Genomic DNA, 21,573 nt, shown 5'->3' with positions numbered 1-21,573 from the left:
GTCTGGCCGGATGCGGGTTCGGTCATGGGGCTCCTCGCGGGGTGAAGCCCTCTTCTGGCGAGCGAGAGCGGCAGGATCAAGACACAGATGCAGCTTCGGCGCCTCAGCGCGCAAGCCCCAGGCAGGAGACGATCTCCGGGCCTTCCTGATCGACACGCCGGTCCAGCCGCGCGGCAAGGCGCTGGACGCCGGCAGAGGGACGGCCGGCATCGCGGCGGATGGGGTTCGGCAGCATCACCGCCAACAGCGCCGCCTCGGGCGCCGTGACCTGCGCCGCGCTCTTGCGAAAGGTGCGTTCGGCGCCGGCCTCGACACCGAATTCGCCGTTCGGTCCCCATTCGGCGATGTTGAGATAGATCTCCATCAGCCGGCGCTTGGAGAGCACGAGGTCGATCCAGAGCGCCAGCGGCAGCTCCATGCCCTTGCGGATGAAGGAGCGGCCGGGCCAGAGGAACAGGTTCTTGGCCACCTGCATGGGAATGGTGGAGGCGCCGCGTGCCTCGTCCACGTCGTCGTCGGCGCGGGCGAGCGCCGCCCGGATCTCGCCGATGTCCACGCCCCAGTGCTGGCAGAAGCGGGCATCCTCGGAGGCGATGACCGTGCGCACGAGGATGGGCGACATGCGCTCGATAGGTGTCCAGACACGCTCCACCCGCTGCCCGGTGAGCCAGCGGCCGATCATCAGGGTCGAGACCGGGTTCACCACGGTGTAGAGGATGGACAGGACGAGAGGGATCGCAACGAGCCCGATCACGATCCGTGCGATCCAACGAAGTGTGCCCATCTGTGCCCGCCGCGCCATGCCTGCCTCCTGCAACGGCGGTTCTAGCGCAAAGGTTCCGCTGCCGCGCTTGACCCCCCGGACGGGTTGGGGCAACCGGAGGCGGGCGTCAATGCCGCGCCGCTCCGCGCTTTCGTCATCGCCAATTCCGGGACATCTGCCGTGACCAGCCCTTCCGACCTTCTGGCCGCGCGGTTCCAGGCCGTGGCCGCCGCCACGGAGCAGCGCCTGATCGAGGCGCTGGCCGACGCCCCGCTGGAGGGCGAGCGCACCCGCCCGTCCCACCTGATGGCGGCCATGCGCCACGGCTCGCTCGACGGCGGCAAGCGGCTGCGGCCTTTGCTCGTGGTGGAAAGCGCGGCCCTGTTCGGCGTGCCGCCGGCGCGGGCCATCACCGCCGCCGCGGCGCTTGAATGCGTGCATTGCTATTCGCTGATCCATGACGACCTGCCGGCGATGGACAACGACCTGCTCCGCCGGGGGCGCCCGACCGTGCATGTGGCCTTCGGGGAAGAGACGGCGATCCTTGCCGGTGACGGCCTGCTGACCTTGGCCTTTGATCTTCTGGCGGGCGAGGACGCCCATCCGGACGCGCAGGTGCGCATCGCTCTCGTGCGCCTGCTGGCGCGGGCTTCGGGCATCGGCGGCATGGTGGGCGGGCAGATGCTGGATCTGGCAGCGGAAGGCCGCTTCTCGGGCGGCACCCCGCAGGCGCTGTCCGAAGCCGACATCCGGACCCTTCAGGCCATGAAGACCGGCGCGCTGCTGCGGGCCGGCGTCGAGATGGGTGCACTGCTGGGCGGTGCCGATGCTGAGGCTCGCGCGGCCCTCGTCGCCTATGGCACGGCGCTGGGCGTCGCCTTCCAGATCGCCGACGACATTCTCGACATCGAGGGCGATGCGGCGGCGTTGGGTAAGTCCGTCGGCAAGGATGCGCAGGCGGGCAAGGCGACGCTCGTCTCGGCGCTCGGCATGGAGCGGGCGCGGGCGCTGCTCGCGGACCTCGTGGCGGAAGCCGGTGGTGCGCTCGCCCCCTTTGGTGCGCAGGGCGCGGTGCTGGCGGAGGTCGCCCGTTTCGTGGCCAATCGCCGGAACTGAGCCCGTCGCGGGACGCCGGGGGGCGTGCTACATCTCCCCCATGGTGCCGCCTGATCCGTTCCGTTCCCCCGCCGACGGGGTCTTCGAGGCCCGGCGCGTCCTGCGCGGCCTCACCCGCCGCGCGCTGCTGGCGGGCGCCTTCGCCTTGCCGGCCTTTGCACGGGCACTTGGCCAGGGCACGGCGGGGCCGGTGGATGTCATCATCATCGGCGCGGGCGCGGCCGGTATCGCTGCCGCCCGCAAGGTGGCTGCCGCCGGGCGCACCTATGCGCTGATTGAAGCCTCCAAACGCATCGGCGGCCGGGTGCTGACCGACACCGCAAGCTTTGGTCTGCCGCTCGATCTCGGTGCGAGTCGGCTTTATCTGCCCGGCGCCAGTTCGCTGGCCGAACTCGCCCGCCAGTCGGGCGGCGAGCTTGATCTCGCCCCGAGCGGGGCCCGCCTCTACACGGGCACCCGCGAGGCCACCGACACGCAATATGAGGATTTCGCCGCCACTGTCCGCAGGCTGGAGCGCGCCATCGGCGCGGCGGGCGATGCGGGCCGTGACCTGCCGGCGGCGCGCGTGCTGCCGCCCGATCTTGGGCCCTTCGGCGCCGCCGCCGGCTTCTTCGTCGGGCCGTTACGCTGTGCCAAGGACCTCGATCAGGTCTCGACCGTGGACTTCTCCCGCGCCGAGGACCGGGAGGAGGCGCTGCTGGCGCCCAACGGCTTCGGCCCGCTGCTGGCGCAACTCGCCTCCGCCCTTACGGTGCGCATGGACACGGCGGCGACGAGCGTGGACATCGGCAGCCGCATCGTCGAGGTGCGCACCAATCGCGGCACGGTGACCGGGCGCACGGTCATCGTTGCCGTGCCGCCGAGCCTGATGCTCGCTGGCAAGCTGCGCATCCTTCCCATGCTCCCCACCCGCCAGCGGGCGGCGGTGGAGCGCATCACGCTTGGTGCCCGCGAGAAGGTGGCCTTCCTGCTGCCGGGCAACCCGCTGCGCGCGGCTGACGACGAGACGATCATCGTGCAGGCCGGCACCCAGCGTCCGCTGGTCCTGAAAGCCCGCGTCGGCGGCAGCGACCTGCATGTGGCGGAGGTCGGCGGCCCGCAGGCGCAGGCCCTCTCGGACGGCGGCTCGAACGCAGGCGCCGATTATGTGAAGGCCGCGCTCACCGCCGATTTCGGCACCGACATCGGCAAGCGCATGGGCAAGGTGGTGCAGACGCGCTGGAGCAAGGAGCCCTGGACGCTGGGCGGCATCTCCTGCGCCCTGCCGGGCAGCGGCAACATGCGCCGCGCGTTCACGGAAGTGGTGGCGAACCGCCTGATCTTCGCGGGCGAACACACCCACGAGACGCTCTGGGGCACGCTGGCCGGTGCCTGGGCTTCCGGCGAACGCGCCGCCGGCCAGGCCCTGCGCCTGCTGGGCGTGCAGGGGGCTAGCCTCGCGCCTTAGCGCGCTTGGGGTTTCTTTTCTGAAGTTAGGTTTGCGGAGCGGGCCTTACCCCCCCTCCCAACCCTCCCCCGCAAGGGGGGAGGGCTTTGCCGCGCATGGGCGGTGGTGGCGCTCTTCCATCCCGAGCAGCCTGCGCTTTTTCACCCCGCGCACCGCGCTCCCTCCCCCCTTGCGGGGGAGGGCCGGGGAGGGGGGTACACGCGGCCGGGGACGTAGAGCCCGCCCCGAAGCCATCGCGGACAGGCCGGGAGCGGGACCCCCGCCCCTCACCCGCGCAGCGTGGCGCCCGTCTTCTTGGTCACGTCCGCGACGATCTTGCCCGCGACCGCCTCGATCTCGGCGTCTGTCAGCGTGCGCTCGCGCGGCTGGAGGGTGACCTCGATGGCCACCGACTTCTTCTCCTCGCCGACGCCCGCGCCCTCATAGAGATCGAACACGCTCACCTCGGTGATAAGCTTCTTGTCCACGCCCTGCGCCGCCTTGACGATATCGCCGGCCGCCACGGCCCGGTCCACCACGAAGGCGAAGTCGCGCTTCACCGGCTGGAAGGCGGAAAGGTCGAGCAGCGGCTTCACCTTGGTGGGCTTGGCCTTGGGTTCGGGGATGCGGTCCAGCGTGATCTCGAACGCCACCACGGGGCCGGCCACATCGAGCGCTTCCAGCACGGAGGGGTGCAGTTCGCCGAAGGTGCCGATCACGTTCGGGCCGAGGCGGAACACGCCCGAGCGGCCCGGGTGATACCAGCCGGGCGCATCGCGCGTGACCTGGAGGTTGGCCACCGGCGCGCCGCAGGCGGCGAGCACGGCCAGCGCATCGGCCTTGGCGTCGAAGGCGGTGACGCTTTCCGCCTTGCCGTCCCAGTGGCGGCCGGCGCCGCTCGGGCGCGCGCTGGCGCGGCGGATGCCGGAGGCCTGCTGGCGCTGGTCCTGCGGGCGGTCACCGGCGAACACCTGGCCCACCTCGAACAGCGCCACATCGCCGAAACCGCGATCCGCATTGGCCTGACCCGAGCGGATGAGGCCCGGCAGGAGGCTGGGGCGCATGTCCGAGAGGTCCGAGGCGATGGGATTGATGAGGGCGAGTTCCGCCGCCCCGCCGCCGAACAGTTCCGCCTGAGCCTTGGAAACGAAGGACCAGGTGACGGCCTCCACGAGCCCGCGCGCGGCGAGCGCCCGGCGCGCCTTGCGGGTGCGCTGCTGGAGGGGGGTGAGCACCGGGCGGCGGGCGTTCTCGCGCGGGAATTCGGTGGGCGTCACGCGCTCGAGGCCGAGGATGCGCACCACCTCTTCCACGAGGTCCGCCTTGCCTTCCACATCGCCGCGCCAGGAGGGCGGCACCACGTCCACGTTCTCGCCGGAGCCAGAGACCGTGAAGCCGAGGGCTTCCAGCACGCCGACGATCTCCTCGCGCGAGGCTTCGAGGCCGGAGAGGCGCTTCACCTCGGAGAGGGGGAAGGCGATGGTGCGGGTGGTGTCGGGGATGGCGCCCGCCAGTACCACTTCCGAGGGCTCGCCGCCGCAGATGTCGAGGATGAGGTGGGTGGCAAGGTCGAGACCCGGCAGGGTGAAGGCCGGATCGATGCCGCGCTCGAAGCGGAAGCGCGCATCCGAGTTCAGCCCCAGCTTGCGGCCGGTCTGCGCGATGTTGATGGGGTCCCACAGCGCGCTTTCGATCACCACGTCGGTGGTGTTCTCGTCGCAGCCGCTCTCTTCCCCGCCCATGACGCCGGCGAGGCTCTCCACGCCCTTGTCGTCGGCGATGACGCACATGCTCTCGTCGAGCGTGTAGGTCTTGCCGTCGAGGGCCAGCAGGGTCTCGCCCGCCTTCGCCCGGCGCACCACGAGATCGCCCGTCACCTTCTTCAGGTCGAAGACATGCAGCGGCCGGTTGCGGTCGAAGGTCATGAAATTGGTGACGTCCACCAGCGCATTGATGGGGCGCAGGCCGATGGCGCGCAGCTTGTCCTGCAGCCATTCTGGGGAGGGGCCGTTCTTCACGCCGCGCACCACGCGCAGCGCGAAAGCGGGGCTGAGCGCGGGCGTGTCGCCGAAATCGAGCGTCGCCTTGAGGGGCGCGGGGAACTTGCCTTCCACCGGGGCGATGCGCGGGGCCATGAGTTCGCCAAGGCCGGCGGCGGCCAGATCGCGCGCCACGCCGGAGACGCCGAGGCAGTCGGCGCGGTTGGGCGTCACCGCGATCTCGATCACCGGATCGTTGAGGCCGAGCACGTCCGCGAAGGGCGCACCGATGGGCGCATCGGCGGGCAGCTCGATGATGCCGTCATGTTCGTCGGACAGGCCCATTTCGCGGGCGGAGCACATCATGCCCCGGCTCTCGACGCCGCGGATGGTGCCGATCTTCAGCTCGGTCCCGGTGGCGGGGATGACCGTGCCGGGGGAGGCGAACACCACCTTGATGCCGGCCCGCGCATTGGGCGCGCCGCAGACCACCTGCACAGGGCTGCCGGTGCCGATGTTGACGGTGCACAGGCGCAGCTTGTCGGCATTGGGATGCTTCTCCGCGGTGAGCACTTCACCGACGATGAAGGGCTTCAGCGCCTTCGCCTTGTCCTCGACGCCTTCCACTTCAAGGCCGATGAGGGACAGCTTCTCGACGATGGCGTCCATCGGCTGCGTGGTTTCCAGATGCTCTTGGAGCCAGGACCAGGTGAACTTCATGGCGCGGATGCCTTCATGGGCGGCCGGCCTGCGCTAGACGAGCGCGCGGCCGCGGGGATCGGACAGACGAAGGGGGACGGGGCAGGTCAGGCGGAGAGCCCGCCGGCCAGCGTCGGGAAGTCGAGCGGGCGGAAGCCGTAGTGGGAGAGCCAGCGGACGTCGGCCTCGAAGAAGGCGCGCAGGTCGTTCATGCCGTACTTCAGCATGGCGATGCGATCGATGCCCATGCCCCAGGCGAAGCCCTGATACTCGTCCGGGTCGATGCCGCAGTTGCGCAGCACGTTCGGGTGCACCATGCCGCAGCCGAGGATCTCCAGCCAGTCGTTGCCCTCGCCGAAGCGGATCTCGCCGGGACGCGAGCGGTCGCACTGGATGTCCACCTCCATCGACGGCTCGGTGAAGGGGAAGAAGGACGGGCGGAAGCGCATCGTCACATTCTCCACCTCGAAGAAGGCCTTGCAGAATTCCTGCAGGATCCACTTCAGGTGGCCCATGTGCGAGCCCTTGTCGATCACCAGCCCCTCCACCTGATGGAACATGGGGGTGTGGGTCTGGTCGCTGTCGCAGCGATAGGTGCGGCCGGGGCAGATGACGCGGATGGGCGGCTTCTGGCCGAGCATGGTGCGCACCTGCACGGGAGAGGTGTGGGTGCGCAGCACCATCCGCTCGCCTTCCGCATTGGGCGGCAGGAAGAAGGTGTCGTGCATCTCGCGCGCCGGATGGCCGGCGGGGAAGTTCAGCGCGGTGAAATTGTGGAAGTCGGTCTCGATGTCCGGCCCTTCCGCCACCGAGAAGCCCATGTCGGCGAAGATGGCGGTGAGTTCTTCCGTCACCTGAGCGATGGGGTGGATGCGGCCGATCTCGGCCGGCGTTTCGCGGGTGGGGAGCGTCACGTCGAGCCGCTCGGTGGCGAGGCGCGCTTCGAGCGCGGCCGACTTCAGCGTCTCCTTGCGGGTGGCGAGCAGGCCCTGCACGCGGTCGCGCAGGCCGTTGATGGCGGGGCCCATCACCTTGCGCTCGTCCGGCGACATGGTGCCGAGGGACTTCAGCAGCTCGGAGACGCTGCCCTTCTTGCCGAGGGCGGAGACGCGCACCTGCTCCAGTTCCGCCTCGCCGGAAGCGGCGAGGATGGCGCCGGCGATGTCCCGCTCCAGGGCGTCGAGGGCGGGATGGTCGGTGAGGACGAAAGCGGACATGTCAGACCTTTGGCGAAACCATCGGGAGGCGGGCGAAACGGCGCGGCCGCCGCGCGCTTATAGCCGCGCGGCCCCAACGCCAAAAGCCCCGAACGGCGAGCGCGCGGGGCTTTCAGGGTCTCGGGTCAGGCGCGGGATGCGCCGGGCGGGGTCGCTCAGGCCGCGAGGGCAGCCTGCGCCTTCTCCACCAGGGCCTTCAGGGTCTCGGGCTCATGGACGGCGATGTCCGAGAGCACCTTGCGATCCACCTCGATCCCGGCCTTGCCGAGACCATCGATAAATCGGCCGTAGGTCATGCCGAGTTCGCGCACACCCGCGTTGATCCGCTGGATCCAGAGCGCGCGGAACGTGCGCTTCTTCACCTTGCGGTCGCGGTAATTGTACTGCATCGACCGTTCGACGGCCGACTTCGCAGCGCGGATGGTATTCTTGCGACGGCCGTAAAAGCCCTTGGCGGCTTTGAAGACCTTCTTGTGCTTGGCGTGTGAGGTAACGCCACGTTTCACGCGGGCCATGGATCAGCTCCTTATCGCGGTTCTGGCGTCAGCCGTTCGGCAGGAACGACTTGCGGATGATCCGCCCATCGCTCTCGCACAGGATGTTGGTGCCGCGCTGGTTGCGGATCGTCTTGTTGGTCCGCTTGATCATGCCGTGGCGCTTGCCGGCCTGCCCCGCGATAACTTTTCCGGTACCCGTCAGACGGAAGCGTTTCTTCGCTCCCGACTTGGTCTTCATCTTGGGCATTTGGCTCTCCGTAGCCGCGATCCGCCGCCCGTTGCCGCGCGGGGCTTTCGGCCTCTTGTTAGTGAGCAATAAGAACCAGCACGGCAGCCCTTGTCGCCGGCCGGTTCGGAAGGCCGCACTCGTTACAGGAGCCGGCTCGAAAACGCAAGCGGCGCGGGCCGGCCGAGCGCGTCAAAGCGGCCAATCTTCGACGTTCGGAACCCCGAGAATGCCAAAGTGTTGGAATAAAAGGCATCCGTCGGAGGAATTGCCATGCGTATTTCCAGCACATCCGCGCTCTCTTCGCTCGCCCTCGCGCTGATGGCGGGCCTTGCCCTGGCGCCACGCCCCGCCGCGGCCGGCGCCCTGCAACTCGGCGCCCTGTCGGCCCCCGTAGCCGAGGCTGCCCGCGCTCCCGTCACCGAAAGCGTTCAGTACCGGCCCGGCTGGGGTGGTCCCGGCTGGGGCGGCGGCTGGCGCGGCGGCCCCGGTTGGGGCGGCCCCGGCTGGGGCTGGCGGGGCGGCTGGGGTCCGCCGCCGCCTCCGGCCTGGGGCTGGCGTGCCGGTGGCTGGGGCCCCGGACCTTACTGGGGCGGCTATTATGGCTATGGACCGGGCTGGGGCTTTGCGCCGGGCTTTGCCACGGGCGTCATCGTCGGATCCGCGGTGGCCGCGCCGCCGCCACCCCCGCCGCCGGCCAACTGGTACGCCTATTGTGCGTCCAAATACCGCTCGTTCGATCCGCGGACGGGCACCTACATGGGATATGACGGCCGCCGGCATCCCTGCACATGAGGTCTCTTGCGTCATGGGCGCCCGTTCACGGCCCCGTGACGCAATGGCACCTTCCGGCGGCTGAGGCGTTTATTCTCCGGAAGGAGACAGAAATGACCCAGAACATCGGCGCCTTCCGGCGCACGTCTTCGATCATCCTTGCAGCCGCTGTCGCGGGCTCGCTCGGTCTACCCGGCGCCGCACAGGCGCAGATGGCCCGTGCGGGCGCGACCAATTCGGGCGCCATGCAGATCGGTGGCGGCACCTCCGTTCCAGTCCAGCAGGTCCAGTACCCGCTCGCGCCGAATGCTCCGCGCGTCGGGCCGCCGCCGCCCCGCGGCTGGCGCGGCAATGGACCCCGCGCCGGCTGGCGCGGCCCAGGCTGGCGCGGGCCGGGCTATTACCAGCGCGGCTGGGGCGGTCCCGGCTGGCGCGGCCCCGGCTATTACGGTCCCCGCTACTATAACTACAACAACAATGGCGCTGCGGTTGCGGCCGGCGTGATCGGCGGCCTCGCACTGGGCGCGGCGGCAGCGAGCGCGGCCAATGCCAATCAGGCCAACCAGGCCAATGCCGCGAATTGGCAGGCCTATTGCGCCTCGAAGTACCGGTCGTTCGATCCGCGCACCGGCACCTATCTCGGCTACGACGGCCTGCGCCATCCCTGCCAGTAGACCCGTGCCGTTCGGCACCATGTGACGGAAGCCTGAAAACAGAACGGCCCGCCTTCAGTGCGAAGGCGGGCCGTTTCCGTTCTGGATCCCTCGTGCGCGCTCAGCGCGGCGCGAGGATCATGATCATCTGGCGACCCTCCAGCATCGGCTCGGCTTCCACCTTGGCGATGTTGGTCACGTCTTCCTTCAGCTTCTGCAGCAGCTTGTAGCCGATATCCTGGTGCGCCATCTCGCGGCCGCGGAAGCGCAGGGTGACCTTCACCTTGTCGCCTTCCTCGAAGAAGCGGAGCATGGCCTTCATCTTCACGTCGTAGTCGTGCGTGTCGATGCCGGGCCGGAGCTTGATCTCCTTGACCTCGACCACCTTCTGCTTCTTGCGCGCCTCGCTGGCCTTCTTCTGGTTCTGATACTTGAAGCGGCCGAAATCGAGGATCTTGCAGACCGGCGGGCTGGAGTTGGGCGAGATCTCCACGAGATCCAGCCCGGCCTCCTGCGCCAGCAACAAGGCGTCACGGGTGGGCAGGACGCCGCGGTTCTGACCGTCCTGGTCGATCAGCTGAACTTCGCGGATGCGGATCTCTTCGTTGACGCGCGGGCCATCCTTCTCCGGCGCGACGGGTCTCATGGGGCGGCGAATGGCGGCAAACTCCTCTTGCCATTGATCTTTTTGCCCCGGTGCGGGCGACGGGACAGCGCAGCGGGCTGCATCGTCTGGGCTCGGCGCGAGGGCAGAGCCGCAAGATCGTGATAAACGCCGCGTAAGTCAATGACCTTGGCCGATTCAAGGCGCGGGCGATGCCGCATTTTTACCGGCCTCGGGGGCAGGGCTGGTGCATCGGCGGGCGTCCTCACTCATGGCACAATGGCGGCTCAAGCTGACCTCGAATCAGGACCCCGGGGCGGGGTGCGCCTGATCTGCCCGCTCCACACCCGGAAACCGTATGCGTCCGCACCTTGCCTCTCTCCGCCTCGCCGCCCTCAGCCTCGCAGGTGCGCTGCTGGCCTTCCTGCCGGCCGGCGCGCAGGCGGACGGGCGCTTCACGGCCCGCTACACGCTGACCGTTGGCGGGGTCTCGGTGGCGCGCGCCGTCGTCGCAGGCCGGGCCACCGCCACATCCTACGAACTGGCCGGCACGGGGCGGGTGACCGGCGTGCTCCGGGTGATCTCCTCCGGCAAGGGGGACGTGGCCGCGCGCGGCGCCATCGGACCCAACGGCCTCAATCCGCAGGTGTTCGCCTTCTCCGCCACCGCCGACGGCAAGGACGAGGCGGTCCGCGTCGCCGTTGCCAACGGCACGGCGAAGGAGGTGGACGTGGAGCCGCCCATCAAGCCGCTGCCGGACCGCATCGAGGTGACCCCGGCGCACCTCACCAGCATCATCGACCCCATGAGCGGGGCCTTCGTCTATGTGCCGGGATCGGCCGAGATGATCTCGGCCGCCGCGTGCGATCGCACCATCCCGGTTTTCGACGGCCGCCAGCGCTATGACATCCGCCTCAGCTACCTGCGCACGGAGCCGGTGAAGGCGGGCAAGACCTATGCGAGCGATGCCGTCGTGTGCCGGGTCTCCTATTTCCCCGTCGCCGGCCACCGGCCGACCCGCTCCACCGTGAAGTACATGATGGAGAACAAGGAGATGTATGTCTGGCTGGTGCCCATCGCAGGCACCCGCCTGATGGCGCCATTCCGCATCTCCATCGAGACCATGATCGGCACGGCGGTGTTCGAGGCGACGAGCTTCGAGACCGAGCCCAATGCCGGCGCCGCTCCTGCCCCCGCCAAGCCCTGACAGTCAGACTCGCGTGCCCTTCTGCAGGGGCGCGTCCGCCGTCCAAAACGGGAACGGCGGGCCGCTGTCGATTCGGCCGCGATTCGTTCCGGACTCGTTCCGGGCGGATCGGGCACCTGTCCCGAAGCGGGAGCGGCGCCGCGTTGACACCTGCCGGGGGGCGGGTGTTCCCTGAGGCATGGACCGTGGCGGCCCGCCTTTCACTGGTGGCTGTCATAATTCTGGAGCTTCAGCGGATCACAACAGCGGTCCGGAACAGGCTCCGCAGGCGGCTCCGGCAGGGCGGCGACGCCCCGGCTGGAACGGCTGCTCTCAACCAATCACAGGGCTTGTCCGCCGTGGCCCATGCGCGGCTGGCGGAGGTGCCCTTGGGGGCTTCATGGCCAAGCGTACGAAGACTGCCGACACGTCGGACAAGGCGTTTCTGAAATCGCCGCGCGGGGTCGCAAGCCTCGCGGAGGCCAAGGCCTGGATGGCGGCGCGCGGCATCACCGAGATCGAATGCATCGTGCCGGACCTCGCCGGCGTGGCGCGCGGCAAGATCATGCCCGCCTCGAAATTCCTGCATTCGCCGGTGATGAACCTGCCGCTCTCGGTCTTCTTCCAGACCATCTCGGGCGAATATCCCGATTACGAGGGGCTGGTGGATTCCGTGGTGGCGGATTCCGACCTTGTTCTCGAACCCGATTTCGCGACCCTGTGCAGCGTGCCCTGGGCGCAGGATCCCACCGCCCAACTCGTCCATGACGCCTATCATCGTGACGGCCGCCCGGTGGAGGAAGCGCCCCGGCAGGTACTGAAGAACGTGCTCGACCTCTATGCCAAGCGCGGCTGGAAAGCCGTGGTGGCGCCGGAGATCGAATTCTATCTCGTGGAGCCGAACACCGATCCCGACTATCCGCTGAAGCCCCCCGTAGGGCGCTCCGGCCGGCCGGAGATCGGCCGCCAGTCCTATTCCATCCAGGCGGTGAACGAGTTCGATGCCCTGTTCGAGGACATGTATGATTATTGCGAGGCGCAGGGCCTCGCGATCGACACGCTGATCCATGAGGACGGCGCGGCGCAGATGGAGATCAACCTGCTTCACGGCGATCCGCTGACGCTCGCCGATCAGGTGTTCCTGTTCAAGCGCACCATCCGCGAGGCGGCGCTGGCACACAAGATCTACGCGACCTTCATGGCCAAGCCCATTGCCAACGAGCCGGGCAGTGCCATGCACATCCACCAGTCGGTGGTGGACGCCAAGACCGGCCGCAACATCTTCTCGGACGAGGATGGCGACCCGACGCCGGAATTCTTCTCCTTCATCGCCGGCCAGCAGAAATATCTGCCGGCGGTGCTGTGCATCCTCGCGCCTTATGTGAATTCCTACCGGCGGCTGACGCGCGATTCCATGGCGCCCATCAATGTGCAGTGGGGCTATGACAACCGCACCGCCGGCCTGCGCGTGCCCCCCTCCCTGCCTGCCGCCCGGCGGGTGGAGAACCGGGTGCCCTCCTCGGACGCCAACCCCTATCTCGTCATCGCGGCCTCGCTCGCCTGCGGCTATCTTGGCATCTCGCAGGGCCTGCGCCCTACTGAGCCGTTGGAGGGGGACGCCAAGGACAAGCCCTTCGACCTGCCGCGCGGCCTGCTGGAGGCGGTGGCGGAATTCGCCGAATGCGAGGAACTGGCGCAGGTGCTCGGCCGGCGCTTTGTCACCACCTATGCGGCGGTGAAGCAGGCGGAGTTCGAGACCTTCATGCGGGTCATCTCGCCCTGGGAGCGGGAATATCTGCTGCTGAACGTGTGAGGCGCGGGACATGAGCGCGGCTGAACCGGCTCTCGAGCATCCCGCCTCCTGGTACGCCGCGACGGCCGGCACCCCGCCGGCCGGCCTTTCCCTCACGGGCGACACACGGGCGGACGTCGTGGTGGTCGGCGGCGGCTTCACCGGCCTGTCGGCGGCGCTGCATCTGGCCGAGAAGGGTCTCGATGTGGTGCTGCTGGAAGGCGGGCGCATCGGCTCCGGTGCGTCCGGCCGCAACGGCGGGCAGATCCACACCGGGCACCGGCGCGACCAGCTCCATATCGAGGCGCATCTCGGGCGGGACGATGCGCGCAAGCTGTGGGATCTGGCGCAGGACGCCAAGACCCTGCTGCGCGATCTCGTTTCGCGCCATGCCATCGACTGCGAATGGCGCGACGGCCTGATCCACGCGGCACACAAGCCGGAACTTGCGGCCGAGGACCACGCCTACGCGCGCCATCTGCGAGAGACCTATGGCTATGGCGCCATCTCGCCGCTTTCGCGGGAGGAGGTGCGCGCGCTGGTCGCCTCCGACGCCTATCACGGCGGCAGCTTCGATGCGGAGGGCGGCCATCTGCACCCCCTCAAGCTCGCCTTTGGCCTTGCCCGTGCGGCGCAGGCGGCAGGGGCGCGCCTTTATGAGCGCGCCCGCGCGGTCTCCGTCTCGGAAAGTACGGACGGGGTGCGTGTCACCACCGCCCACGGCCCGGTGGTGACGGCGGACCGCCTGCTGGAATGCGGCGACGGTCTCATGGACGGGCTCGACCGGCGGGTGGACACCCATGTGATGTCCATCGCCAATTATATCGCCGCCACCGAGCCGTTGGGCGCGCGGGGCGATGCACTCATCACCAATGATGCGGCGGTGGCGGATACGCGCTTCGTCGTCAACTATTTCCGCCTTTCGCCCGACAGGCGTCTGCTCTTCGGGGGCGGGGAGAGCTACCGGCGGGCCCTGCGCGCGGACGTGCCGGGATTCGTGCGGCCCTACATGCTGCGCATCTTCCCGCAACTGGCCGACGTGCGCTTCGATTACGGCTGGGGCGGCGTGCTGGGCCTGACCATGACCCGCAACCCCTTCGTCCGCCGCCTGGGCGGACGGGTGCTGGTGGCGGCCGGCTACAGCGGGCAGGGCGTGCTGCTCGCTCCGCTTTTCGGCCAGATCCTCGCGGAGGCCGTGTCCGGCCGGCTGGACCGGCTGGCGCTGCTGGAGCGCTTCCCGGTGCCGGCCTTTCCCGGCGGCACGCTGCTGCGCTACCCGCTGCTCGTCGCCGGTCTCACCTATTACGGCCTGCGCGATCGCCTCTGAGGCCGGACGCGCGCGGAAGGCTCGTCCTCAGGCCGCGCGCACGCAGCTCAGGAAGGTTTCCACCGAGCGGCCGAGAAGCTGCGCGCGCTCGGCAAGGCGGCCGGCGAGCGTCTGCACTTCCGAGACGTGGTCGCCGTTGGAGGCCACCGCATCCTGCACGCCGCCGATGCTGGCGGACACGGTGCGCGAGCCGCCCGCGGCCTCGTCCATGCTCACCGAGATGTCGCGGCTGGCATGGCCCTGGCCCACGGCCGCGTCGGCCACCTCGCGCGCCAGAAGGTTCATGTTCCGGATGGTCTCGGCGATCAGCTCGACCGCCTTCGAGGTGCCGCGGCTGGCGTTCTGGATATTGGTGATCTCGTCCGTCACCTGCGCCGTGGCGCGGGCGGTCTGTTCGGCCAGCGCCTTCACCTCGCTGGCGACCACCGAGAAGCCTCGGCCCTTGTCGCCGGCGCGGGCCGCTTCGATGGTGGCGTTCAGGGCCAGCAGGTTGGTCTGCTCGGCGATGGAGGCGATCACGCCCACCACTTCGCTGATCTTGCTCACGGCCGCCACGAGCTGGTTGGCGGCGGCGCCGGTCTGTTCTGTTTCCTGGAGCGCGGCGGCGGCGATCTCGCTGGTGGTGCGGATGCGCGTGCCGATCTCGTCGGCGGAGTCCGACAAATGGCGGGCGCTGCCGGCGATGGAATTGACCGCGCGGGCGGCGGCATCGGCCGCGTCGGCGGCCTGCTGCGCCTGCGTCTGGGTGGCGCTGGAGGCCATCGCCATGGCGTCGGCGGCGCCGTTCATCTTCTCCGCCGCCTCGGCCACCGCGCTCATCATGGCGTGGGCCTCTTCCTCGAAGGCGCGGGCGGCTTCCGCCAGATGCTCGGCGCGCTGCCGGTCGGCCTCGGCGCGGGCGAGCAGGGCGGCATCCGCGTCGCGCTTTTCGAGGAGCGCGCGCTGGAACACCTCGATGGCGCGGGCCATCTCGCCCATTTCGTCGCGGCGCTTGGTGAAGGGCACTTCCACCTCAAGGTCATTGTCCGCGAGGGCGGCCATGCTGGACTTGAGGCGGATCAGCGGCCGCTGGATCTGCGTCACGGTCAGCCAGCCGGCGGCACCCAGCGCCAGCAGGAGGCCGATGGCCGGCACGACAATGAGCGCCATCTGGGCCTGACCGCGCTGGGTGGCGGCCTCGATGCGCGTCTTGTCGAGCCCCGCCAGCACGTCATTGCCGAGCGCCGTGATGCTGGCCACCATCTGCTCGCGGCTCTTCACCGTGGGCTCCTCATTGGCCTGCAGGAGCGCTGCGGCGGGAGAGATGGTGAGGCCGAGCTGGGCCGTGTCTTCCTGATAGGCGATGAATTCGTTGAGCTGGTTGGTCAGCTTGAGCTTGCGGATCGGATCGAGCTGGCCCTCAAGCGCCGCGAAGAAGGGCTCGCGGGCATCGGAAACATCCTTGAGCGCCTGTTGCAGGCCCTGGAGCTTCTCGCGGGCAGCGGTCTTGTCCTTCGCCGTATAGACGGCATTCGCCGCCACCACCGCATGCTCGATGGCCCGGGCCAGCGACTGGGCGTGCAGCGCGCCGCTCCAGATGCCTTCCACCTGTTCGGCGCGCTCCTGTTCCTGCGCGATCTGGAGATATCCGAATGCGGAGACGAGTGCCGTGACCACGGCCAGAAGCGCCAGCACGGCGGCGAGCTTGCGGCCGATGGTCAAACGCAGAACGAGCCGAGGACGGCGAAACCAACGCATGGCATGTGTCCGGCAATTCATGAAGAAGGTGCGCTACCTGTGCTTCATTACTTGACACTGCCATGACGGTTTCCCGGCAAACTATTCAGAATGAACCCATTTTCAGCCAGGAGTTACTATCCTACTTCTTTTTAAGCAACTTGCGCGCTTCTTCGACGGCTTTCAGGCAACCTTCGCGATCACCGGCCGCCTGAAGGTTCTGCGCCTTGTTCAGCGCGGCCACCGCGCCCGACAGCTCCGGCCGTCCGCCTTCCGCCGCCGCGACGGAGCCGGGCGTCGGCTGGCGATCGGTCTGGGCGCCGATGGTCTGGGGCTGGGAGGGCACCGCGTTCATGATGGCGTCGATCTGCGACTGCGGGATCTGGCTCTGGAGCGCGACGATCTGCTCGAGGCAGGTCTGCGCCTGCGCCGAGGAGGCGCCGGCCAGAACGAGGCCTGAGAATGCGAGGGCAGCGGCAGCCTTTGAAAACGTGATCATGGGAAACCTCCGGGTTGGGCACAGATGACGCGGACGCCCGGCAGGTTTCAAGCCGAAACGTCGCCTCACCCTCCCGCTTTCTCCGGCCGCCCGGCGGCGCGGGCGTGCTCTTCCGATCGGGCCCGATTTTGCCACAGCCCAAAGCCGCGTTTAGGCGGATGCAATATTCTCCTGTCAGTCATGTGCCGGTAGCTTGCTGCTCCGCTCATGCCGCTCAAGGTGACTTGCGTTCGATGTTCCTCGATCCGGCAACCCTGTTCTGTGCCCTCGGGCTGACGATGACCGTCAGCGGCACGGCGCTGCTGTGGAGCTGGCGGTCGGATCGCTCGGAGGGTCTACTGGCCTGGGCCGGCAGCGGACTGCTGGTGGCCAGTCTGGGCCTCGTGGTCAGCGGCGGCTTTCTCGGCCCGACGGGGCGTCTGGCAAACGCCCTCGGCTCCACCATCGTCCTCCTCGCGGTCAGCTTCATCTGGGCCGGCGCGCGCGCGTTCAATCATCGGCCGCTGCCCTGGCGGATCATGGCCGCCATCCTGATCGCCTGGATCGCCATCTGGGCAACGCCCGTCTTCGACATCTGGCCCCGCTACCGCAGCCTTGTCGGCTCCGGCTTCATCGGCCTTTTCCTGGGCCTTGCCACCTTCGAGTTCCGGCGGGGAGAACCCTATAGCGCGCGCGTGCCCCTCGTGGCGCTGATGGGGGGGCATACCATTGTGGTCCTCGTGCGCATTCCGGTGCTGCTGGGCTTCCTGCCGAACGGAATGGTGCCGAGCGACTCGCCTTGGATCAGCCTGGTGGTGCTGGAAGGCATGATCGCCATCCAGACCCTGGCCATTCTGGTGCTGGCCCTCGCCAAGGAGCGGCTGGAACTGCGCCTGCGCCATGCGGCGGATACGGACTTTCTCACCGGCCTGTTCAACCGCCGGGCCTTCTTCGCGCAGGGCGGGCAGCAGGCGGAAGCCTGCCGGCTGGCGCGGCATCCTTACAGCGTCGTGATTTTCGATCTCGACGATTTCAAGCAGGTCAATGATGGCTACGGCCATCCTGCGGGTGATGCGGTCCTGCGTGCCTTCGCGCTGGCGGCCCGTGAATGCCTGTCCCCGGAAGATGTGGCCGGTCGTCTGGGGGGCGAGGAGTTCGCCCTCGTGCTGCCGGGGCTCGATGGCCGGGCGGCGGTCTCCACGGCGCGCCGCGTGCTCGACCGTTTCACGCACCATGCCCGCGCGGCCACCCCGCACAACCTCTGTTGCACGGCTTCCGGCGGCGTTGCGGCCTCCCGGCTCGGGCAGGCCACGGTGGAGGCGCTGCTGAACGACGCCGATCTCGCGCTTTACGAAGCCAAGCGCGAAGGCGACAATGTGCTGCGCCTGTCCTCCGAGCGTGGCGGCTTCGCGCCTTCCCGCGGCCCCACCCGATCGACGGGAACGCGGGACGCCTGAGGCCGCCCTTCGAGCCGCGTGTCAGTGGGCCGGAGCCGAGCCGGCGCTCGCCCGGGGCTTGCGCACGAGGAAGACAAGGAAGGCCGCCGCGCACAGGAAGATCGTGATCCCGAGGAAGACGTCCGAGAAGGCCATGACGAGCGCCTGCTGGCGCAGCATCTGGGCGATCTTCTTCGTCGCCGCCAGTTCCGCATCCGAGCCGAGGCGGGCCTGGAAGCCGGCGGTGATGGAATTGAGCGTGTCGAGCACATAGGGCCGCGACCAGGTCACCGCATCGCGCAGGCGGGCCATGTGCAGGTCCCAGCGGCTGTTCAGCACCGTATTGATGATCGCGAGGCCCACGGCACCGCCGAGATTGCGCATCAGGTTGAACAGGCCGCTGGCGTTCTTGAGCTGCGAGGGCGGCAGGGTGCCGAGCGCCACCACATTGATGGGCACCATGCACATCATCAGCGCGGCGCCGCGCAGGAGCTGCGGCCACATCAGCTCGTAGAAGCCCCAGTCCTTCGTGATGGGCGTCAGCTCGAAGGAGGAGATGATGAGGCAGACGAAGCCCGTGCCGATGACGAGCCGCGGGTCGAGCTTGCGCCCGAGGATGCCCACGATGGGCGCGAAGATGAACATGGCGATGCCCGTGACGAACACCGTCTCGCCGGTCTGAAGCGAATTATATCCCCGCACCTGCGCGAGGAAGAGCGGATAGAGATAGGTGAGGCCGTAGAGCACCACGCCCAGCATGAAGGTGAGGATGGAGCCTACCGCGAAATTGCGGTCCTTATAGGCGCGCAGGTCCACCACCGGCTGCTCGGCCCGGAACGCCCGGTAGAAGAAGAGCACCGCGCCGATCACGATCATCACCGAGAAGAAGACGATGGTGTCCGACTGGAACCAGTCGTCCCGCTCGCCTTCCTCCAGCACATATTCCAGGCTGCCGAGAAAGACGGCCATGCCGAGGAGGCCGGTGAAGTCGAAGCGGGAGAGCAGATCGAACTCCGGCTCGTCGAAATCAACCAGGAACCAGCACAGCAGGGTCGCGACGATGCCCGGCGGCACATTAACGAGGAACAGCCAGTGCCATGAGAGGGCGGAGGTGAGATAGCCGCCGACGGTGGGGCCGATGGTGGGCGCCAGCGTCACCACGAGGCCGACCAGCGACATGACCGGCGCCTGATACTTCTTCGGGAAGATGGTGTAGGCGGCGGCAAAGGCGGTGGGGATCATGCCGCCGCCGATGAAGCCCTGCACGGCGCGGTAGAAGATCATCTCGCCGATGCTGGAGGCGGTGGCGCAGAGCAGGCTGGCGATGGTGAAGCCGGCCGCGGACAAGGCAAAGAGCAGGCGGGTGGACAGCGCCCGGGCGAGGAAGCCCGAGAGCGGGATCATCACCACCTCGGCGATGAGGTAGGAGGTCTGGACCCAGGAAATCTCGTCCGAGCTTGCGGAGATGCCGGCCTGGATCTCGGAGAGGGAGGAGGAGACGATCTGGATGTCCAGGATCGCCATGAACATGCCGAAGACCAGCGCCAGAAAGGCGATGGCCCGGCGGGGTGTGATCTGCGGCTCGGCCGGCGCTCCGGCTGCCGTGGCCCCGGCCATCAGCGCGCCTCGGCGGTGCGGCTCGTCTCGGCTCCGGAGCGGGTATCGACGGTGGCGATGACGGAGAGGCCGGGCCGGAAGTGGCCACGCTCCAGCTCGGCCGTGGGCACGCGCACGCGGACCGGCACGCGCTGCACGATCTTGGTGAAGTTACCCGTGGCATTCTCCGGCGGCAGCAGGCTGAACACCTGCCCGGCGGCGGGGGCAATGCTGTCCACCGTGCCGATGACCGGATGGTCGGGATCGGTGTCGAGCGTCAGCTCCACCTTCTGGCCCGGCTTGATGCCGCGCAACTGGGTTTCCTTGAAATTGGCATCCACATAGGAGCCGTTGTCCGGCACGAGCGCAGCCAGGCGCTTGCCGGCGGTGACATAGTCGCCCACCTCGACCGCCTTGTTGCCGATGATGCCGGAATAGGGTGCGCGCAGTTCGGTGGCGTCGAGGTCCAGCTGGGCCTTTTCGAGCGCGGCCACCAGTTCCTTGCGGGTGCTCTCGGCCTCGGCCTTCTCGGCCTTCAGCACTTCCAGATTGGCCTGCGCCGAGGACACCGCCGCGCGCGCCGAAGCGGTGGCGGCGATCGCCTTGTCGCGATCCGCGCGGGCGGTGTCGAGCGACTGCTGGCTGGCGAATGCGTTGGTGGCGAGCTTGGAGGTGCGGGTGAAATCGGCAGCGGTGCGGGCCTCGTCCGCGATGGCGGACTGGAGCTGGGCCTGCGCCTGCTCGATGCTGGCCAGCTGGGCCTCCACCTGCTTGCCGAGGCGCACGATGGTGGTGTCCTGCGTATCCACCTTGGCCTTCGCTTGCTGGACCGCGACCCGATAGTCGCGGTCATCCAGCTTCACCAGCAGGTCACCGGCATTCACATGGCTGTTGGCCACCAGGGGCACCGAGGCGATGTAACCGGAAACCTTGGGCGCGATGATGGAGATGTCGGCGCCCACATAGGCATTGTCCGTGGACACCTGGAAGCGTCCGACCGTCCAGTAATGATACCCCCATACGACCGCGCCCGCGAGCGCAACAGCCAGCGCGCCGACAAGGATCGTCCTGCGGCGACCGCCGGTCTTGGGCGGCTGGGCAGGGGCCTCGGCCGGCGTACCATCGGGCCGGGGCTCCGACGGGGCGGCTTCAAAAGCGCGGACGGGTTCGGTCTTTGGCGCGGAAGTCATGATTGTCTTTGTTCTTGAGGTCGCCCGCGACGGCGCGGGGGAGAGAGGGAGGAGAGTGGGGGCGGTTACTCTCCTCCCTCAACGCTGGTCAGCGCGTCGGGTTGCGGACCAACATGCTGACCGAACGGTTCGGTCGAACCTTATCTACGGGAAGACCGTCCCTTTGGCAAGATCGGACCGAACCGTTCGGTCAACGGCGTGTTCACGAAATCCGGAGCAGGGGCTGGGCTGGAGGTGGCTGCTGGCGATGCCGGGGGGGGGCGCCGGAAATACCAATCCGAAGTGCAGAAGACGACCGGCCCGGAGGTCAGCTGGCGCGCGGATCGGCGGGCCTCGCGCCAAATTCCGGGATTGTCATTCGCGCGCGTGCGCACGTAGCGCGCACTCGCTGCTCCTGCACCGATCGCTCTCCCGGGCGTTGCGCCGCTCCGAATTTCCAACAGAAGGAGCGCTGCCGTTTCCGGTGTGCGTCCGGCGGTTCGGTTTGGGTTCGCCAGCAGCGGAAAAAGTACGTCGCGCGCAAATCGCGCAGCCGTCTCGGTTTGCGCGTGCTGGAGCGCGGTGCTGTCCACAGGGCACATGACCGTTTTTTGCAAGCCCCGTGACACGGTGTTGACAGGGGAAAAGGGTGTCCTTATAACCCGCTCATCGACGACGGGTTGCCGCAGACGCGGCGGCGGTGTCGTCCCCGACGCTTCTCACGACTTCGTTGTTGTGGCCGCCGGTTCAGGAGCCGGAGGATGAGGCGTCTTCTCTCCCCCTGTAAAGGTGTGAGAGTTTGAAATTCGGGCTTATGCCCTTGTGGTCTTTCGGGACTGCGTGCTGTTTGACAGGTTGAAGAGAAGAAAGAGAAACGTGGACGGCGGAGTCCTTGCGGGTCTCGGGTCGGGGGAGTGAT

18 protein-coding genes are annotated in these 21,573 nt (G+C 68.4%); 8 read left to right on the top strand and 10 right to left on the bottom strand.

The features are described from left to right. Window positions 1-103: 103 nt before the first annotated feature. Window positions 104-784, bottom strand: a complete 681-nt coding sequence (gene mtgA, locus DFO45_RS18475; protein WP_133866029.1) for a monofunctional biosynthetic peptidoglycan transglycosylase — start codon at window positions 782-784, stop codon at window positions 104-106. 228 nt (window positions 785-1,012) lie between these two features. Between mtgA and DFO45_RS18470 the strand changes: the two genes are divergently transcribed. Further along, complete coding sequence (locus tag DFO45_RS18470; protein WP_245518192.1) at window positions 1,013-1,879, top strand: polyprenyl synthetase family protein; 867 nt, start codon at window positions 1,013-1,015, stop codon at window positions 1,877-1,879. A 40-nt stretch (window positions 1,880-1,919) separates the two neighbouring features. After that, entirely contained in the window at window positions 1,920-3,326 is a 1,407-nt protein-coding gene (locus DFO45_RS18465) for an FAD-dependent oxidoreductase (RefSeq protein ID WP_133866028.1), read from the top strand. A 266-nt stretch (window positions 3,327-3,592) separates the two neighbouring features. On the opposite strand, the gene pheT is transcribed toward DFO45_RS18465, so the two are convergent. From pheT to rpmI, 4 genes are all read right to left on the bottom strand, one after another. Continuing rightward, on the bottom strand, window positions 3,593-6,004 hold the full coding sequence (gene pheT / locus DFO45_RS18460; protein WP_133866027.1) for a phenylalanine--tRNA ligase subunit beta: 2,412 nt from the start codon (window positions 6,002-6,004) through the stop codon (window positions 3,593-3,595). Between the two features lie 86 nt (window positions 6,005-6,090). Next, window positions 6,091-7,200, bottom strand: coding sequence for a phenylalanine--tRNA ligase subunit alpha (gene pheS, locus DFO45_RS18455; protein WP_133866026.1), 1,110 nt, complete (start codon window positions 7,198-7,200; stop codon window positions 6,091-6,093). A gap of 155 nt (window positions 7,201-7,355) precedes the next feature. Continuing rightward, the gene (rplT, locus tag DFO45_RS18450; RefSeq protein WP_012172967.1) at window positions 7,356-7,715 is read right to left on the bottom strand and encodes a 50S ribosomal protein L20; all 360 of its coding nucleotides are present in this window, start codon (window positions 7,713-7,715) and stop codon (window positions 7,356-7,358) included. A 28-nt stretch (window positions 7,716-7,743) separates the two neighbouring features. Further along, on the bottom strand, window positions 7,744-7,944 hold the full coding sequence (gene rpmI / locus DFO45_RS18445; protein WP_012172966.1) for a 50S ribosomal protein L35: 201 nt from the start codon (window positions 7,942-7,944) through the stop codon (window positions 7,744-7,746). Window positions 7,945-8,196: 252 nt separating this feature from the next. On the opposite strand from rpmI, the gene DFO45_RS18440 reads away from it, so the two are divergent. Both DFO45_RS18440 and DFO45_RS18435 read left to right on the top strand, forming a co-directional pair. Then, window positions 8,197-8,718 carry a BA14K family protein gene (locus DFO45_RS18440; RefSeq protein ID WP_133866025.1) on the top strand — a complete coding sequence of 174 codons (522 nt, stop codon included), beginning with the start codon at window positions 8,197-8,199 and terminating at the stop codon, window positions 8,716-8,718. A 92-nt stretch (window positions 8,719-8,810) separates the two neighbouring features. Next, window positions 8,811-9,371 carry a BA14K family protein gene (locus tag DFO45_RS18435; RefSeq protein ID WP_133866024.1) on the top strand — a complete coding sequence of 187 codons (561 nt, stop codon included), beginning with the start codon at window positions 8,811-8,813 and terminating at the stop codon, window positions 9,369-9,371. A 100-nt stretch (window positions 9,372-9,471) separates the two neighbouring features. On the opposite strand, the gene infC is transcribed toward DFO45_RS18435, so the two are convergent. Further along, window positions 9,472-9,996, bottom strand: a complete 525-nt coding sequence (infC, locus tag DFO45_RS18430) for a translation initiation factor IF-3 (RefSeq protein WP_012172963.1) — start codon at window positions 9,994-9,996, stop codon at window positions 9,472-9,474. 316 nt (window positions 9,997-10,312) lie between these two features. On the opposite strand from infC, the gene DFO45_RS18425 reads away from it, so the two are divergent. The 3 genes from DFO45_RS18425 (at window position 10,313) to DFO45_RS18415 (ending at window position 14,259) form a co-directional block, all read left to right on the top strand. Beyond that, window positions 10,313-11,161 carry a DUF3108 domain-containing protein gene (locus DFO45_RS18425; RefSeq protein ID WP_012172962.1) on the top strand — a complete coding sequence of 283 codons (849 nt, stop codon included), beginning with the start codon at window positions 10,313-10,315 and terminating at the stop codon, window positions 11,159-11,161. Between the two features lie 379 nt (window positions 11,162-11,540). Beyond that, entirely contained in the window at window positions 11,541-12,953 is a 1,413-nt protein-coding gene (locus tag DFO45_RS18420; protein WP_012172961.1) for a glutamine synthetase family protein, read from the top strand. A gap of 10 nt (window positions 12,954-12,963) precedes the next feature. Continuing rightward, window positions 12,964-14,259: an FAD-binding oxidoreductase gene (locus tag DFO45_RS18415; RefSeq protein WP_133866023.1), complete on the top strand. Its 1,296-nt coding sequence runs from the start codon at window positions 12,964-12,966 to the stop codon at window positions 14,257-14,259. Window positions 14,260-14,286: 27 nt separating this feature from the next. On the opposite strand, the gene DFO45_RS18410 is transcribed toward DFO45_RS18415, so the two are convergent. Both DFO45_RS18410 and DFO45_RS18405 read right to left on the bottom strand, forming a co-directional pair. Further along, entirely contained in the window at window positions 14,287-15,996 is a 1,710-nt protein-coding gene (locus DFO45_RS18410) for a HAMP domain-containing methyl-accepting chemotaxis protein (protein ID WP_244421758.1), read from the bottom strand. A 121-nt stretch (window positions 15,997-16,117) separates the two neighbouring features. Next, complete coding sequence (locus DFO45_RS18405) at window positions 16,118-16,474, bottom strand: hypothetical protein (RefSeq protein ID WP_133866022.1); 357 nt, start codon at window positions 16,472-16,474, stop codon at window positions 16,118-16,120. A gap of 233 nt (window positions 16,475-16,707) precedes the next feature. Between DFO45_RS18405 and DFO45_RS18400 the strand changes: the two genes are divergently transcribed. Then, window positions 16,708-17,910 (top strand): GGDEF domain-containing protein, encoded by a 1,203-nt coding sequence (locus tag DFO45_RS18400; protein WP_166657178.1) that lies wholly within the window; start codon window positions 16,708-16,710, stop codon window positions 17,908-17,910. A 21-nt stretch (window positions 17,911-17,931) separates the two neighbouring features. Here the strand turns inward: DFO45_RS18400 and DFO45_RS18395 are convergent, their stop codons facing one another. Next, window positions 17,932-19,506 (bottom strand): DHA2 family efflux MFS transporter permease subunit, encoded by a 1,575-nt coding sequence (locus DFO45_RS18395; protein ID WP_012172956.1) that lies wholly within the window; start codon window positions 19,504-19,506, stop codon window positions 17,932-17,934. Beyond that, window positions 19,506-20,675 carry an HlyD family secretion protein gene (locus tag DFO45_RS18390; protein WP_133866020.1) on the bottom strand — a complete coding sequence of 390 codons (1,170 nt, stop codon included), beginning with the start codon at window positions 20,673-20,675 and terminating at the stop codon, window positions 19,506-19,508. Before DFO45_RS18390 ends, DFO45_RS18395 begins: the two co-directional genes overlap by 1 nt. Between the last annotated feature and the right edge of the window lie 898 nt (window positions 20,676-21,573).

It is taken from the genome of Azorhizobium sp. AG788 (genome assembly GCF_004364705.1).
GTDB classification, from domain to species: domain Bacteria; phylum Pseudomonadota; class Alphaproteobacteria; order Rhizobiales; family Xanthobacteraceae; genus Azorhizobium; species Azorhizobium caulinodans.
This window is presented reverse-complemented; position numbering and strand designations above follow the sequence as displayed.